At 67.6% G+C, this 15,089-nt stretch carries 10 protein-coding genes; 4 read left to right on the forward strand and 6 right to left on the reverse strand.

Annotated elements, in window-relative coordinates:
- Positions 1 to 26: 26 nt before the first annotated feature.
- The 6 genes from LH400_RS18995 to LH400_RS19020 all read right to left on the reverse strand — a co-directional run bounded on the left by LH400_RS18995 (position 27) and on the right by LH400_RS19020 (position 9,776).
- On the reverse strand, positions 27 to 2,879 hold the full coding sequence (locus tag LH400_RS18995) for an aq_1923 C-terminal domain (protein WP_229154741.1): 2,853 nt from the start codon (positions 2,877 to 2,879) through the stop codon (positions 27 to 29).
- A 406-nt stretch (positions 2,880 to 3,285) separates the two neighbouring features.
- Positions 3,286 to 5,511, reverse strand: coding sequence for a WD40 repeat domain-containing protein (locus tag LH400_RS19000; RefSeq protein ID WP_229154742.1), 2,226 nt, complete (start codon positions 5,509 to 5,511; stop codon positions 3,286 to 3,288).
- A gap of 150 nt (positions 5,512 to 5,661) precedes the next feature.
- Positions 5,662 to 5,835, reverse strand: coding sequence for a DUF1328 domain-containing protein (locus LH400_RS19005; RefSeq protein WP_229154743.1), 174 nt, complete (start codon positions 5,833 to 5,835; stop codon positions 5,662 to 5,664).
- Between the two features lie 304 nt (positions 5,836 to 6,139).
- Positions 6,140 to 7,957, reverse strand: a complete 1,818-nt coding sequence (locus LH400_RS19010) for an NAD(P)/FAD-dependent oxidoreductase (protein WP_370638437.1) — start codon at positions 7,955 to 7,957, stop codon at positions 6,140 to 6,142.
- A 308-nt stretch (positions 7,958 to 8,265) separates the two neighbouring features.
- On the reverse strand, positions 8,266 to 8,511 hold the full coding sequence (locus tag LH400_RS19015; protein WP_229154745.1) for a hypothetical protein: 246 nt from the start codon (positions 8,509 to 8,511) through the stop codon (positions 8,266 to 8,268).
- Between the two features lie 263 nt (positions 8,512 to 8,774).
- Positions 8,775 to 9,776, reverse strand: a complete 1,002-nt coding sequence (locus LH400_RS19020) for a 2-hydroxyacid dehydrogenase (RefSeq protein WP_229154746.1) — start codon at positions 9,774 to 9,776, stop codon at positions 8,775 to 8,777.
- Positions 9,777 to 9,979: 203 nt separating this feature from the next.
- Here LH400_RS19020 and LH400_RS19025 point away from each other — a divergent pair, with 203 nt between their 5' ends.
- The 4 genes from LH400_RS19025 (at position 9,980) to LH400_RS19040 (ending at position 15,085) form a co-directional block, all read left to right on the forward strand.
- The gene (locus tag LH400_RS19025; RefSeq protein WP_229154747.1) at positions 9,980 to 10,528 is read left to right on the forward strand and encodes an SH3 domain-containing protein; all 549 of its coding nucleotides are present in this window, start codon (positions 9,980 to 9,982) and stop codon (positions 10,526 to 10,528) included.
- A gap of 347 nt (positions 10,529 to 10,875) precedes the next feature.
- Entirely contained in the window at positions 10,876 to 12,156 is a 1,281-nt protein-coding gene (gene egtB, locus LH400_RS19030) for an ergothioneine biosynthesis protein EgtB (RefSeq protein WP_229154748.1), read from the forward strand.
- The gene (egtD, locus tag LH400_RS19035) at positions 12,156 to 13,115 is read left to right on the forward strand and encodes an L-histidine N(alpha)-methyltransferase (protein ID WP_229154749.1); all 960 of its coding nucleotides are present in this window, start codon (positions 12,156 to 12,158) and stop codon (positions 13,113 to 13,115) included. The genes egtB and egtD overlap by 1 nt, the downstream gene beginning before the upstream one ends.
- Positions 13,116 to 13,423: 308 nt before the next feature.
- Complete coding sequence (locus LH400_RS19040) at positions 13,424 to 15,085, forward strand: hypothetical protein (protein WP_229154750.1); 1,662 nt, start codon at positions 13,424 to 13,426, stop codon at positions 15,083 to 15,085.
- The last annotated feature ends 4 nt before the right edge of the window (positions 15,086 to 15,089 follow it).

Here is a 15,089-nt window from a genome sequence, read left to right on the forward strand (position 1 = left end):
CCAGGAAAGTCCTGCTGCGGCTTGGGTCAGCTATCGCCCTTCGCCTTGCGCCATGCGGCGATCGCCCCTTGCGTGCCCGGCCCGAGCACGCCGTCCACACCGCCCTGGTAGAAGCCCTCGTTCTTGAGATAGCTCTGGATCGCCTGGCGGATCGAAAGGTCGAAGGACTGCCCTGCCCCCGTCACGATGAAGGATTCGGCATCGGCGTCGCCGAAGAGAAGTCCCTTCATCATGTCGGCCACGGCGGCGGGCGGGTTCGGCGTCTCGCCGCCGAGGGCCAGTGCGTTCATGAAGCCGACATAGAAGTGGCCGCTCGGCACGTCCTTGGCAGCCGCCTGCCGGAAGTAGTCGAGCGCTCGGGCATAGTCGACCTCGCCGCCCTGGCCGCGATAGGCCATCTTCCCGAGCTCGGTCAGCGCCTCCGGCACGCCGAAATCGGCCGCCTCGGAGAACATCTGCGAGGCGCCGGGGTAGTCGACAGGGATCACCGTGCCGTTCACCTTCTCGACGCCGAGCCAGTATTTGGCGAAGCCGTTGCCCTGCGCAGCCGAGGCCTGCAGGAGCTTGACCGCCTCCTTCTCGTCGGCCTGAACGCCGCGGCCGTCGTAATAGGCGAGAGCGAGTTCGTATTGCGCCACCGCCTGGCCGGCATCGGCGGCCTCGCGATAAAGACGCGCGGCATCGTCGTTGCGGCCGGCTGCCTGATAGGCCCGGCCGAGTTCGAAGGTGATGCGCGGCTCGTTCGGCGCAGCCGCATGGGCGGCCTCGCAGGCGGGGATCGCCTGGGCGTGGTCGATATCTGTCGGCGATTTGACGCCTTCGATTCCCGCAGGCTTGCTCGGATCGTCGGTATCCGCGGCCAGGGTGTCGCATGCGGAGACCACCGCGGCGACACCGCCGCCTGGCGCTTCGGGCGCTTCGGGCGCAGCCGGCAAGGCCGGAGCGACGGGACCGCCGGGCGCGGCGGGCAATTGCGGCTCGCTCGGCGCGGCACCGCCCGGATCGCGCAGCAGCGCCAACTGCAGCGGGATCGGCGGGGCGCCGTTGACGGAGAGGCTGGGATTGAGCGCGCCCAGGGCGTCCATCGGATCGCTCCCACCGAATAGGCTCGCGGCGAACACGGTCATCGCCAGGGGCTGGGCCGGTTCGAGGCTGATCGCGATCGACTGCGGCTGGGCGAGGAAATTGCGGATCGCCTCGGAGACGGTCGTCGCCAGCGCCTCGCTTCCGGTGGCCTCCTGCACGCTCTGCTTGACGACGGTCGGAATGGCCGCGGCGAAGAGTTGCGGATCGATGTTCTGGGTGGCGGCAGCCATGGCCAGCGCCCGTCCCGTCAGGGACTGATCGACATATTCGAGCCTGGCGCTGCGCAGCGCGGTGGCGAGCGATTCCAGCCCGGCGGTCTCGTCGCCGCTTGCCAGGGCGCTTCTCATCGCGGACGTATCGACATTGTCGAAGACGGCCTGGAGGCGGAACTGGCCGCCATCCTTCAGACCGAACTGCTGGCGCAGATCCAGGGCCTTGGTCTCGCGATTGTGGTCGAGCACGAGATCGAAGTCGAAGCCGAAGGGATCGTAGCCGAGCCTCTGGACGTCGGCGAGGTTGGTTTCGCTCGCCGCGGCGATCTGCGCGGCCGAGAAGGACAGGTTCGAGATCGTCGCCACCAGCGAGGCCGGAACATTGTCGCTGGTTCCGGATACGCTGAGGGCTGCCGAAGCCATGGTGAACAGCGGACCTGCCGGATCATAGCCGGTGACGCCGGACACAGTGACGCCGTCGGCGGAGACCGAGCCCAGCCGATCGCCTGCGATCGTCCCGCCCGTTGCGGCGAGATAGGGCTTGTCGAAGACCATCATGTCGATTGTGGCGACCCTGTCGTCGGGTCCGAGCGCACCGACTTCGCGGATGCTGCCGTTTCGAAGCAGCAGCGCCGAGGCCTGCAGGCTCCCGTCGGGAAGCGTCACCGGCGCAACGAGGCGGCCCTCCGCGAAGGTGATCCCGCTCCAGCTCGGCTGCCCATCGTCCTTGGTCATGCGCAGATTGGTCATCACCACGTCCGTGCCGGACATGGTGGCGCCGTCATAACGGACCTTCGGCGAGAACTGGCTCTGCATCGGCGGCAGCTCGTTGATGCGCGAGACGAAAGTCTCGGCGAGCATCTGCGCCTGCTCGATGACGGGCGCACCCGGCGCCGGCGACGCGCCGAACGGGTCGTCGGCCGTCGGTCCGGTATCGGCGCCGGTCTGCGCACCCGGTTCGGGCGCGAACGGATCGGGCGCGCGGCTGCCGGAGCCGATGTCCGTTGTGGCGCGCGGAGCCGGCGTTGCGCCGAACGGATTGTCGGCGGTCCCGGAGTCGGGTGCTGCCGGCGCAGCCGGCGGCGGCGTGCCGACCGGATTTTCCGAGGCGGTGCCGCTGTCGGACGTCGCAGGCGGCGTTCCCAAGGGGTTTCCGGCGGTTCCGGTGCCCGGCTCGGCCGGGGCGGCCGGCGGCGAACCGAACGGGTTCTGCGAGACCGAGCCGAGCCCCTCGTCGGGGATCGGTTGGAGGGTCGGCGCGGCATCGACTGCCGGGGCCGGGGCTGCCGTAGCGGCGGGCGCTGCCGGCGCGGCCGGCGCGGCCGCGACGCCGCCGAGCTTGTCCCTCAGGATCCTGGCGAAGGACGCATAGGGACAATTGGCAAACTCGTCGATATGCGCCTGATAGGCGTCCGGCGTGTTGATTTCCCGGGCGATCTCGAAATGCGCCTTGGCTTCACCGCAATCCGTGGGCTGGGCCAGTCTCGGCCCGTTCTGAGCCACGGCGCCCCCCGGCAGAACGAGGGCAGAAGCGGCGGCCGACAGAAGGGCGGCGAACCCGATGCGTCTCACGGCGGTCATCGATCGAATTCCACGCTGTTGTCTGGAAAAGGCGAGCCGGTCGGTCGGAAGCGGGCTGAGACGATCGCCATCGGGGGCTCGTACGGCCGACCGGGGCCGATCTGACGTCTGGCGAAGATCATCCTTCGGGAAGTAGAAATGCGGGTACTGTCCCCCACCCTCCGCCGGATGGCGGCGTCATGTTCAGCATCGACACCACGCACCTCCTTCCCGACCTTGCGGCACCACGCAACGGCGCCCCGTGTCGATCGGCAACGCCTCGAATGGAGCAGAACATTCATAACTTGCTTTACTCCATCCCACAATAGCTTGCCGAAAGACAGTATTATCACGAGTTGACGCTACGGCCCATGAAGCGTCCTGATTGACGATGGGACCACGGCTTCGGCCATGGATACCGGGCCGGTCAGTGCGGGTCGGTCTTGCCGGGAACGGTCCGCTGCGCCTTCAGGATATCGGGAAGCGGCGCCTGGGAGCCGGTCGGCGCGCGGGCCGAAATGTCGGCCTCGACCGAAGGAGCCGACAGCCAGAGCCGTGCGGCCCTGACCGAAGCGGCGCCGCTTGCGGCAGCGCTGCTGTCATAGGTGACGAGCGCCGCGATCTCGGCTCCGCTCTCGATGTCCCATAGCTTCACCAAGTGGTCGTGGGAGCCGCTGGCAAGCACAAGGCCATCGGCGCTGAAGGCAAGGCTCGCGATCGTATCGGCATGGTCCGCGAGCCGCGTCACGAGATGGCCGCTTGCAGCGTCGAGGATCGCGACCGTGCGCACGCCTCCTTGGGCGACCGCGATCCGCCTGCCGTCCGGGCTGAAGGCGAGCGCCAGAACGGTGCTCGACAGGCCCTCGCCGCTCCTGACGCTGCGGCCGGAAGCCACGTCCCAGAGCGTCACCTCCGAATAGCTTCCGCCGGCCAGCGTCCTCCCGTCCGGGCTGAAGGCGAGCCGGCTCGCACCGAAGCGACCCGGCCCAAGGCTTGCTACCTGCGCACCGGTCCCGGCGTTCCAGATCCTGATCGTCTTGTCGGCCAGAGAGGCGGCCACGAGGCTCCCGTCCGGGCTGAACACCGCCGACGACACGTCGCCACCCTTGCCGTCCAGGCTGAGGATCGGGGCGCCGGTGCGGCTACTCCAAAGGCCGACGATCGCGCCTGTCGCGGCGGCGAGTATCTCGCCGTCGGGAGAGAACGCCACCGCCGGGATCGTGTAGACATCCGTCGGGATCCGGGCGACCTGCTCGCCGCTCGCGGCGTCGAAGATCTCGATCAGCCGCGAGGAGGCAGCGGCAAGGAGGTCGCCGCGCGGGCTGAAGGCGGCGGACAGGACGTAGCCGGCGGTCGGAACCGTCTTCGACAGGGTCGCGGATTGGCTGTCCCAGAGCGCGACGCCGCCGCCGAGCGCCCCGCCGACCGCCAGCGTTCCGTCCGGCGCGAAGGCGACGGCGTTGACGTCGTCGGCATGGATCTCGATCTGATGCGAGAGGGCGAGCGCGGGAAGGCGCCAGAGGTCGATCTCCGCCCCACCCGAGCCGGTCGCAAGGCTCGCCCCGTCGGGAGAGAAGGCGACGCGGTCGGAGCTGTAGACGCTTTCCTGGAGGCTCGGACCGGCCGCGCCGGTCGCCACGTTCCAGAACCGGACGATCCTTTCCGGGCCGCCGACGCTCGCCAGCGTCGCCCCGTCCGGCGAAACGGCGACATCGTAGACACCGTATTTGTGTCCGTTCAGCTGGTGCAGCATCGCGCCGGTGGCCGCGTCGAACAGCGAAAGGCCCGATGTGCTGGCGGTCGCCACGTTCCGCCCCGACGCGGCAAATTTCGCGGCATTGACGTTGCCGTCTGCGGTGATGGTGAGGAGGCTCTTCCCCGATCCGGCGTCCCAGATATTGACCGCGGGCTCGTAGCCGGCGGTGAGCAGCCTGCTGCCATCGGGCGAAAACCGCACGCTGCGGACCATGCCCTTCTGAGCGTTGTCGATCCTGCGGACCAGCGACGCGGAGGCAACGTCCCAGATCTCGACGCCCTGATAGACCCCCGCCGCCAGGAGCGCGCCGTTCGGGCTGAAATCGAGTGCTCCAACGCCGGTCGACCCGCCGGATCCGAGCGTGCGGGTGGCGTCGGGCCCCCTGTCGAAGAGGCGGATGACCCCGGTATCGTCGGCGGTCGCAAGGAGGCCCGTCCCCGGCTGGACGGCGACGGCGTTGACCGGCTCGCCCGAGCCGTTGACGGTTCCCATCAGGGCGCCGGTCGCGGTGTTCCAGACCTTGGCCGTCCCGTCCTTCGAGGCTGAGGCGAACCAGGATCCGTCCGGACCGAAGGCGATCGAGGTGACCGCCTGCGAATGGCCCTGGGTAAGGTCGAAGCGCCATCCCTCGCCGAGCTCGATGCGTGAAGGCTCCGGCGGGGCCGCGGCGGCGAGGGCGGGGCTGGTCGTGCCGACAAGCGGCGTGGTCGATGCCGGCCGGGCCCCGTCCGCGAGGCGGATGGCCGGGCTTCGATCATCGTGCCGGGCACCGGCGACACCGAAAGTCGAGGATGGGCCGACAAGGCCTGGTCGCGACGCCGGAAGATCCTTCGCCGAAGCCGCCTCTGCAACCAGGACAAGACCGAACGCTGACAGACAAAGCACGAAGCCACGCATGGAATGCCCTTGCCCGATATTTCCTTACGGAAGGGCTAGCAGCTTTCTCAACGGCAGCAAAGGGCCGGTGGAGAATTCTCTTTATGAAACAATGGGGCGGCACCGGATCGGCGCCGCCCCACAAGACATGGCAGTCGGATCGCGCTGGCGTCAGATCGACCGGCGACCGCGGAATCCGCCGAAGATCAGCGACAGGACGAAGAGGACGATCGCTACGAAGAAGATGATCTTCGCGATCCCGACCGCTGCGCCGGCGATTCCACCGAAGCCGAGAACGGCAGCAATCAGCGCGACGACGAGAAACGTAATGGCCCAACCGATCATGATCGGCACTCCTTCAACTGGTTTGGTTGAGCAAATAACGTGGCAACGGCCGAAAAGTTCTGTTGGCTGACGTTTTATGTTTAACGACCGGCAGCATCATCCGCGGTCGCCAGCATCAGAGAAACGCCGGCTCGCTCCTTCGGCAAGGCGCCGCGCCGGTCTCTTCGATGTCCAGCGCTGCCTCGCCGTCCGATCGGTCCCGGCAAGGAAAGGTCGCGAGCGAGCCCCACGGCGCTCCGGCCGAGACCGGCGGCGATGCGACGACCTCCCCGAGCGATTGCGAGGCCCGCCGGGACGCCATGCATCAGCGGCCGGTGTGGTGGACCTCCTGCTGCCCATAGACCGGCGTCGGGATGCCTTCCTGCCGGGCCTTCAGTTGCAGGGCGAGATAGAGCGAATAATGCCGCGACTGGTGGAGGTTGCCGCCATGGAACCATAGATGCTCGATCTGTGTCGGCTTCCACATGTTGCGCTGCTCGCCTTCCCAGGGGCCTGGGTCCTTCGGCGTGTCGGAGCCGAGCCCCCAGACCTTGCCGACCTTGTCGGCCGCCTCCTGGCCGACGAGGTCGGCGACCCAGCCATTCATCGAGCCGTAGCCGGTGGCGTAGACGATGAGATCGGCCGGAAGCTCCGTGCCGTCCGCGAGCTTGACGCCGGTCTCGGTGATCGCCTCGACCTGTCCCGCCTTCAGCTTGATCTTGCCGTCGATGACGAGCTGAGAGGCGCCGACATCGATGTAATAGCCGGAGCCGCGCCGCAGATACTTCATGAATAGGCCCGAATTGTCCGGCCCCCAGTCGAGCTGGAAGCCGGCCTTCTCGAGCCCTTCGTAGAAGGCGGCGTCCACTTCCCTGATCTTGTCGTAGATCGGGATCTGGAACTCGTGCAGGATCCGGTAGGGCAGCGAGGCGAAGATCATGTCCGCCTTGTGGGTGGTGATCCCGTTGGCCAGTGCCTTTTCGGAATAGAGCGCGCCGAGCCCATATTCCATCAGCGGGTCGGAGCGCACGATATGCGTGGTCGAGCGCTGCACCATGGTGACGTCCGCCCCGGCCTCCCAGAGCGCGGCGCAGATGTCGTGGGCCGAATTGTTGGAGCCGATGACGACCGCCTTCTTCCCCTTGTAGGCGTCCGGTCCCGGATGCTGCGAGGAATGGTGCTGGTCGCCCTTGAACCTGTCCATGCCGGGAAAGTTCGGGATGTTCGGCTTGGCCGACATGCCGGTCGCAAAGACCAGTTCCTTCGGCCTCAGCGTGATCTCCTCGCCGTCCCGGTCGACGACGACCTCCCACTCGCCCTTCGCGTCGTCCCAGCGCGCACTCTTGGCGGTGGTCTTCGCCCAATAGTTGAGCTCCATCACCCGCGTGTACATTTCGAGCCAGTCGCCGATCTTGTCCTTCGGCGAGAAGACCGGCCAGTTCGGCGGGAAGGGCAGATAGGGCAGATGGTCGTACCAGACCGGATCGTGCAGGCAGAGCGACTTGTAGCGCTTGCGCCAGGAATCGCCCGGGCGCTCGTTCTTCTCGACGATGATCGTCGGCACGCCCAGCTGGCGCAGCCGGGCGCCGAGCGCGATACCGCCCTGGCCGCCGCCGATGATCAGGACCTGGGGCTGGGTCTCGATCCCCAGCGTTGCCGCCTCCTCGGCACGCTTTTCGGCCCAGCTCTTGCGACCCGGATCCTGGCCGTGCTCGGCGCCCATCGGCCGGCGATCGCGCATCGGCTCCTCGAAGCCCTTGAGTTCGGTCATTGCTGTCAGCAGCGTCCACGCCTTGCCCTCGGCATTGATCCGCACGAGGCCTTCGCCCCGCGCAACGCCCGTCTCGAATGTGAACCAGGCGGTGACGATGCCGCCCTCCTCGGTCGGCTCCTCCGACAGGGTGAAGCCCTTCGGCGCCACGTGCGACAGCACGCTCTCCAGCATGTCCTTGACGCCCGCCGGGTTCTCGACGGTCTTGAGGTTCCAGGTGAAGGCGACGAGATCGCGCCAGAAGCTCGTGGGGGCGAAGAGGTCCGCCACGGCCTGTGGATTGCCCGAGGCGAGCGCCGCCTCGAAATCCCCGAGCCACCGTTCTGCCGTCGCACGCGCCGCATTCGCCGGCACTTCGGCCGGCCGTTCCATTGTCTCGCTCATGGTTCCTCCCAGAGACCGATCCAGACCCGCGGGGGTGGACACGCTTCTCTTCGGCCGGACCCCGCGGTTCCACCGCCCGCCCGGGAGCGCCTTGTCTCTGCGCCTTGCCCGGTCGGCCGGTCTCCGGCCGCATGCCGGGAGGAGTGTGGCGCGCGGTTTGGCGCCGCGCAAGCGGTAGGACGCCGCGCCAGCCTCCTCCTTCGACCAATAGAGGAAGGGGCGGCCAATAGAGAAAGGGCGGGCGACCGCGCGGCCGCCCGCCCTTCGGCGGATGTCTATCGATTGAATGGGGTCGGTCAGTGATCGGGGAAGAAGACCGGGCCGACGATCCGGATGCCGCTGTCGGTCCGGCGGATCGGCTTCTGCGTGGCGGTATCCGCATGGGCGGTGGCCACGGGCCGCTCGCTCGGCACCGGGATGATCGACGGGCGTAGTTCCGAAACCTGGTAGCTTTTCTGATCGTCGTTGCTTTGCGCCACTGCGGGGATGGCTTGCGCGGTCAACAAAGAGGCCGCCGCAATCAGAAGAAATGCACGATACATGGAAGCTGCTCCGAGCCTATCTCAAATGTCGACTTGCGCCGACTTGTTGAAGGCTAAAGGCGCGAAGGCTGTGAGGAGTTCCCGATCGTTCTGATTTTAAAGGAAGAAGGTTCGGGGAGAGTGGCTCGCCGGTGGGTGCGGTACGAACGTCAGGAAGATCGTTCTGGCTGCGTCAACATGCGGCCGGTCGCAAGGCGCGCGAGAGCCACCGCGGCCGTGTGCAGCCGCGGGAAACGGACCCACTGGCGCCGTTGTTCGCGGCGTCAGTTCATGCCGGGCAGGATGCGGTCCGGCGGGCGGTGGCCGTCCATCAGCGTGCGGATATTGATGATGACCTTCTCGCCCATGTCGAGCCGCGCCTCGATCGTCGCCGAGCCCATGTGCGGCAGAAGGACCACGCGGTTCTCCTCGGCGAGGCGCAGGAGCTTGCGGTCGATCGCCGGCTCCTCCTCGAAGACGTCGAGCCCCGCGCCGGCGATGCGGCCCGCCTCGATCGCGGCTACCAGCGCCTTTTCGTCGATCACCTCGCCGCGCGCGGTGTTGACGATGAAGGCGTGCGGCTGAACCAGCGCCAGCCGCCGCGCGGACAGAAGGTGGAAGGTCGCCGGGGTGTAGGGACAGTTGACCGAGATGATGTCCATACGGGCGAGCATCTGGTCGAGGCTCTCCCAATAGGCCGCGCCGAGTTCGGCCTCGGTCTTCGGGCTCACGCGCCGGCGGTTGTGATAGTGGATCTCCAGTCCGAAGGCCTTGGCCCGCCGCGCCACGGCGGTGCCGATCCGGCCCATGCCGAGAATGCCGAGCTTCTTGCCCCAGATCCTGCGGCCGAGCATCCAGGTCGGCGACCAGCCCGGCCAGCCACCGCCCTCGACGAGACGCGTGCCGCCCTCGACGAGGCGCCGAGGCACTGCGAGGATCAGCGCCATGGTCATGTCGGCGGTGTCCTCGTTGAGGACGTTGGGCGTGTTGGTCACGAACAGATTGCGGGCGAAGGCGGCCTCGACGTCGATGTTGTCGGTGCCATTGCCGTAATTGGCGATCAGCTTCAGCCGTTCGCCCGCCTGCTCGATCACCGCCCGGTCGATCCGGTCGGTCACGGTCGGCACGAGGACGTCGGCTTCGCGAACGGCGGCCACGAGTTCCGGCTGGCCCATCGGCCGGTCGTCCGCATTGACCCGGGTCTCGAAGAGCTCGCGCATGCGCGCCTCGACCGGCTCCGGCAGCTTGCGCGTCAGGATCACGAGCGGCTTCTCGCGCTTCGTCATCGACCGCTTCCCCTTGCAACTCAAGACGTTGTTAACCGAGATCGACGATCATGCGTCATCGAGGGCCGGCCCACTCTCCTAACAAGCGGACGCGGTGAAAACAAAGGTTTTCCCGAGTGCCCGCGGGCGCCGGCGGCCGTTGCCGCCGTGCAGGGGTGAGACGGGCAGCCGGCCTGAAGCGATATGTACGGAGTACGCCGACCATGAGTTTCGCTGCCTTCGCTCGCCGATTTGCCGCCGCCGCCGCAATGGTGCTGTGCCCCACTGTCCTGTCGTTCTCGGTCATGCCGACGGCCGGTGCCGTTGAGGTCGGCCCGGTCTCGAAGCTGCCGCTTCCGCGCTATGTGAGCCTGAAGGCCGCGCGGGTGAACGCCCGGATCGGACCGGGGCGCGACTATCCCGTCACCTGGCTCTATCTGAAGCCGGGCCTGCCGGTGGAAGTGGTTCAGGAATACGAGCTCTGGCGACGCATCCGCGACTCGGAGGGCTCCGAGGGCTGGGTCTATCACTCGCTCCTGTCCGGCGACCGCACGGCCATCGCAGCGCCCTGGCTGAAGGGCAAGGCAACGATGATCGACGTTCACGCAAGCCCGGCGGTCGACGCGCCGCTGGTCGCCCGGCTGGAGCCCGGCGTCGTCTCGATGGTCCGGGAATGCGGCTCGCAATGGTGCGAGATCAAGATCTCGGACCGCCAGGGCTATGTCCGCCAGCAGGACATCTGGGGCGTCTATCCGGACGAGAAATTCGACTGATCGGCAAAACGGTGTCGAAGCGGCACCGGCATCCGCGATAGTCGACGGCCGATCCTCCACGGTCCGTCGCAGCCATGGCGGCTGTGACGGGCCGGCTTTTTGTGGACCCGGCTAAGAGTCGATCAGGGGCCGCAGGCTCGTCGCACCGCCCCATTCTCCGGGGTCTGAGCCTACCCCACGCAGCGAGGACGAACCGGGAACGTCGCGCGATCGTGATGCGGCGCATTTCTCACACCGTTGAAAGCTAAGTCCGCCGGTCCAGCTTGGCTTCGGCCGGACCATTGCGCCGGCCTTCGCCCGCCGGCTTGAGGCCGGCACAGAACGTTTCGTGCTGCGAACGGTGACCCATGCCCGCCCTGCCCCTTTCCGATTCTCGCCCGTCCCCCGCGATCGCGGACCTCTTCCGGCGCGTCCGGCAGGACAGCGTCAGCCTCGGCAAGCCGCTGTCGGACGCCGACGCGACGGTCCAGTCGATGCCCGATGCCAGCCCCGCCAAATGGCATCTCGCCCATACGACATGGTTCTTCGAGACGATGGTGCTGGCCCCGAACGTTTCGGACTACCGGCCCTTCGACCAGAGCTTCAACTACCTCTTCAACTCCTATTACGAGACCGTGGGCGAGCGGCATCCGCGGCCGAAGCGCGGGATGATCACGCGGCCGGATCTCGCGACCATCTTCGCCTATCGCGAACATGTCGACGCGGCGGTCGAAGCGCTGCTCGAGCAGGGTGCGGGTGAGGAGATCTCGACGCTCGTCGAACTCGGCTGCCATCACGAGCAGCAGCATCAGGAGCTGCTCCTGACCGACATCCTCCACCTCTTTGCCCAGAACCCGCTGAGGCCCGCCTACAAGGATCCGCAGCCGCTTGCCGTCGGCGCGAGCGAGGCTGATCCCGTGCAGTACAAGTCCTTCGAGGGCGGCATCGTCGAGATCGGTCATGACGGCCAGGGCTTCGCCTTCGACAGCGAAGGCCCGCGCCATCGCACGCTGATCGAGCCGTTCAGGCTCGCCGACCGGCTGGTCACCAATGGCGAGTGGATGGAGTTCATGGCCGACGGCGGCTACCGGGATCCGCTGCTCTGGCTTTCGGCCGGCTGGGCCACAATCCTCACCGAAGGCTGGGACCGGCCGTTCTACTGGGAAGAGCGGGACGGCGAGCACTTCACCATGACGCTGCGCGGCGCCCAGCCCGTCGATCCTGCCGCGCCCGTCACCCATGTCAGCTATTTCGAGGCCGACGCCTTCGCGACCTGGGCCGGTCGCCGTCTGCCGAGCGAGGCGGAATGGGAGCATGTCGCGGCCTCCTGCCCGATGGCCGGAAACTTCGCCGACAGCGGCCATCTGCGTCCGCGGCCGGCGCAGAACGCCGCGGGCGCCGGCGAGATCCGGCAGATGTTCGGCGACGTCTGGGAATGGACGCGCAGCCCGTTCGCGCCCTATCCCCGCTTCAAGCCGGTCGAGGGCGCGGTCGGCGAATACAATGGCAAGTTCATGTGCGGCCAGTTCGTCCTGCGCGGCGGCTCCTGCGCGACGCCCGGCGGTCACATCCGCCCGACCTATCGCAACTTCTTCCCGCCCGACGCGCGCTGGCAGTTCTCGGGCCTGCGCCTGGCGGAGGATGCGTGATGCTGGACAGGGCAGACGCCAAGGCGGTGCAGCGCGAAGCGTTCCGCGCCGACGTGCTTGCAGGCTTGTCGCAGACGCCGAAGCGTCTGCCGGCGCGCTGGCTCTACGACGACCGCGGCTCCGAGCTCTTCGAGGAGATCACCCGGGTCGACGACTATTATCCGACGCGCACGGAAACGGGGATTCTCGAGGGCAATGCCGCCGCCATGGCCGGGTTTTGCGGGACCGGCGCCGTGATCATCGAGTACGGGGCCGGCGCCGGGGTGAAGACCGAGATCCTTCTCGGCGCGCTGGAGGACCCCGCGCTCTACGTGCCGGTCGACATCGCCGGCGACTTCCTCAAGGCCTCCGCCGAGCGGATCGAAAGCCGATTCCCGGACCTCACCGTCCAGCCGGTGGTCGCGGACTTCACCGACGACTTCGACCTGCCGGAGGACCTGCCGCGCGGCGCAAGGCGCGTCGGATTCTTTCCAGGCTCCACGATCGGCAATCTTGATGCGGATGAGGCGGCCGATTTCCTGAAGCGCATGCGCGGACACGTTCAGGCGGGCGGCCGCGCCATCCTCGGCACCGACCTCAAGAAGGACGTGGCGACGCTCGTGCGGGCCTATGACGACAGCGAGGGCGTCACCGCCGAATTCGACCGCAACATCCTCAAAAGGATCAATCGCGAACTCGGCGGAACCTTCCCGGTCGACCGTTTCGTCCATGAGGCCCGCTGGAACGAGACGGCCTCGGCGGTCGAGATGCATCTCAAGAGCCTCGATGCCCAGACGGTCGAGGTCGCCGGGCGGCCGTTCCGCTTTGCGCCCGGCGAGACGATCCATACGGAAAGCTCGCGCAAATATTCTGTCGAGGGCTTTTCGCGACTTGCCTCTGCCTGCGGCTGGGCGGTCGAGGCGGTCTGGACCGACCGCGGGCGGAAATTCGCCGTCCTCGGTCTCGTGGCGCAGGCGTAGAGGCAGCACTTATTCCTGCGGGCGGGTCGGCGACGGCCCGCCGCTCACGGTCCTCACCCCGTCGGGCGCCGCAACCGGCGTGCGGGCGTCAGCCCGTGCCGCATGTGCTCTCTTGCGCGAGGCCAAAGGCCCGATACCCGACCGACTGAGACCTCGAGAATGCTGCGACCGCTCGGATTTCTCTCCGCGTGCGCATAGGCATGACTATCTTGTGTTAGTTGAATTGCCGTAAGGCCACTTGCTGTTCATCTCTATTGGCTGTTCAATGCCGGTAGTGTTTCACAGTTTTGTTGAGCTGCCGATCGATGATGGACGGATCTATTGTCGACGTCATCACTGGCCTGCGTCGCTGGGCTCTTGGCTGCCAGCTGAGAATCGTCGGGGCCAGCCTGATCGCCGCTTGCCTGGCGCTCGCCGCCCCACCTCCGGCTCTGGCGGCCGGGGGCGCTCACGATTGGGCAGACGACGTCGCCACCTGGCTGAAGGATCTGCCTGACGAGGCCGGCGCCGCGGCCTGCCTCGAGAAGATCCGCAACTCCGGCAATCCCTTTACGCTCACCGTCCTCGGCATTCCCGCAACGGACGCGCGGCTGAACGCTGCCGAGCGCGAGACGCTGAACCGCCGGATCGAGAACGCCGTTCCGCCGCGCTACCAGCTGCTCACCGGCAGCGGATCGAACACGCAGGTGACGGCCATCCTGCCGGGCCGGGGTGCGGCGGCGAATGCCGATCGGGCGGCCCGCGAGTTCTACCGCTCGAACCTGTTTCTCCAGGCCGAGATCGACCGCTGGCATGCCGATCGGGTGACGCTGCGGCTCTCGGCGCGCATCCTCGATCCGGACGATGGCAGCATCTGCGCCAATCGCGGCATGTCGGGCGGGCTGGATCTCACCCTCCCCGATCTGCAGTTCGCCGAAGCGCCGGCCGCATGGCGCAGCGGCGAGCCGGTCCTCGATCTCTTCGAGGGGCTGAAATCCCTGATCCGCGACGAGGTGATCGCGGCAAGCGATCTGGAGGGCAAGGTCCCCGAGCGGGCGGGCCTCGCCGTCACCACGGAATGGGCCAATCCCGATTGCGTGCTCGGCCGGCAGATGACCGACGCGGTGGCCTCAGCGGCCAACGCGGCCCGCAAGGACAGCAGCGTCAACGGGCGAATCGGCGGCAAGGTCTGGCCGGTCTTCTATCCGTTGCCTCCCGCCCCGCAGCGCAGTGGCTCATCGCCGGACGGTCAGGGCGAGGACGGCGACCAGCCCGTCCTCCTCGTCACCGCCAAGCTCGCCGATCCCGGCATGCGGCTCTCCTACGGCGAGACGCCGGGGCCGGACCCGTGGCCGATCTCCATCACGCTCTCGCTCGGCACCGGCAACAATCCGGGCTTTCCCCAGCACGCCATCGCCGCCGTTCCCGGCACCTGGCTCGCCGGCTGCGTCGGCAGTGGCGCGGACCAGGGCGACTGGCTGACCGAGATCAAGGGCGAGGCGGAACAGGTCGCCTCGATCCACGACTACCGGATCGTCCCCGCCAAGGCCGCGTTCGAGCCGGGACGCGACAATCTCGAGGTGGACATAAGCCTCGACGATACGCTGTTCCTCTATTGCTGGATGCTGGCCGACGACCGCAGCGGCGTCGCGCTGTTCCCCAATCCGTCGGTCGCCGCCGGGGCCGTCCGCCCGTCACGCCGGCCCTATCGCTTTCCGGAGCGGTTTTTTCCGGTGCCGCTCGGCGCAGAGCCCGCCCGCCTGCCGATCATCGGCGCCGGCCGCTCGCTGTTCGGCTGCTTTTCCAGCCGCAACGACGTCGACCCGGCGCTGCGCCGCCGCTGGCTCGATGCCGCGCGAAGCGTCTCTGCCCTTTCCACTGCCGAGGTGGCCGAATTCCGCAAGGCCTTCCGTGCCGATCCCACGGTGACCGAACGCTATGTCTGGATCGACCATCTGGGGACCCGAAAGGCGGCGAGCCGCGATGAATGATCTT

The sequence above is a fragment of the Jiella soli genome, assembly GCF_020615385.1.
Lineage (GTDB): Bacteria > Pseudomonadota > Alphaproteobacteria > Rhizobiales > Rhizobiaceae > VKMB-3413.

What these genes read in the sequence shown, in the direction of transcription:
- LH400_RS18995 (WP_229154741.1), bottom strand. Translation starts at nt 2,879, where the DNA reads ATGACCGCCGTGAGACGCATCGGGTTCGCCGCCCTTCTGTCGGCCGCC.
- LH400_RS19000 (WP_229154742.1), bottom strand. Translation starts at nt 5,511, where the DNA reads ATGCGTGGCTTCGTGCTTTGTCTGTCAGCGTTCGGTCTTGTCCTGGTT.
- LH400_RS19005 (WP_229154743.1), bottom strand. Translation starts at nt 5,835, where the DNA reads ATGATCGGTTGGGCCATTACGTTTCTCGTCGTCGCGCTGATTGCTGCC.
- LH400_RS19010 (WP_370638437.1), bottom strand. Translation starts at nt 7,957, where the DNA reads ATGGAACGGCCGGCCGAAGTGCCGGCGAATGCGGCGCGTGCGACGGCA.
- LH400_RS19015 (WP_229154745.1), bottom strand. Translation starts at nt 8,511, where the DNA reads ATGTATCGTGCATTTCTTCTGATTGCGGCGGCCTCTTTGTTGACCGCG.
- LH400_RS19020 (WP_229154746.1), bottom strand. Translation starts at nt 9,776, where the DNA reads ATGACGAAGCGCGAGAAGCCGCTCGTGATCCTGACGCGCAAGCTGCCG.
- LH400_RS19025 (WP_229154747.1), top strand. Translation starts at nt 9,980, where the DNA reads ATGAGTTTCGCTGCCTTCGCTCGCCGATTTGCCGCCGCCGCCGCAATG.
- egtB (WP_229154748.1), top strand. Translation starts at nt 10,876, where the DNA reads ATGCCCGCCCTGCCCCTTTCCGATTCTCGCCCGTCCCCCGCGATCGCG.
- egtD (WP_229154749.1), top strand. Translation starts at nt 12,156, where the DNA reads ATGCTGGACAGGGCAGACGCCAAGGCGGTGCAGCGCGAAGCGTTCCGC.
- LH400_RS19040 (WP_229154750.1), top strand. Translation starts at nt 13,424, where the DNA reads ATGGACGGATCTATTGTCGACGTCATCACTGGCCTGCGTCGCTGGGCT.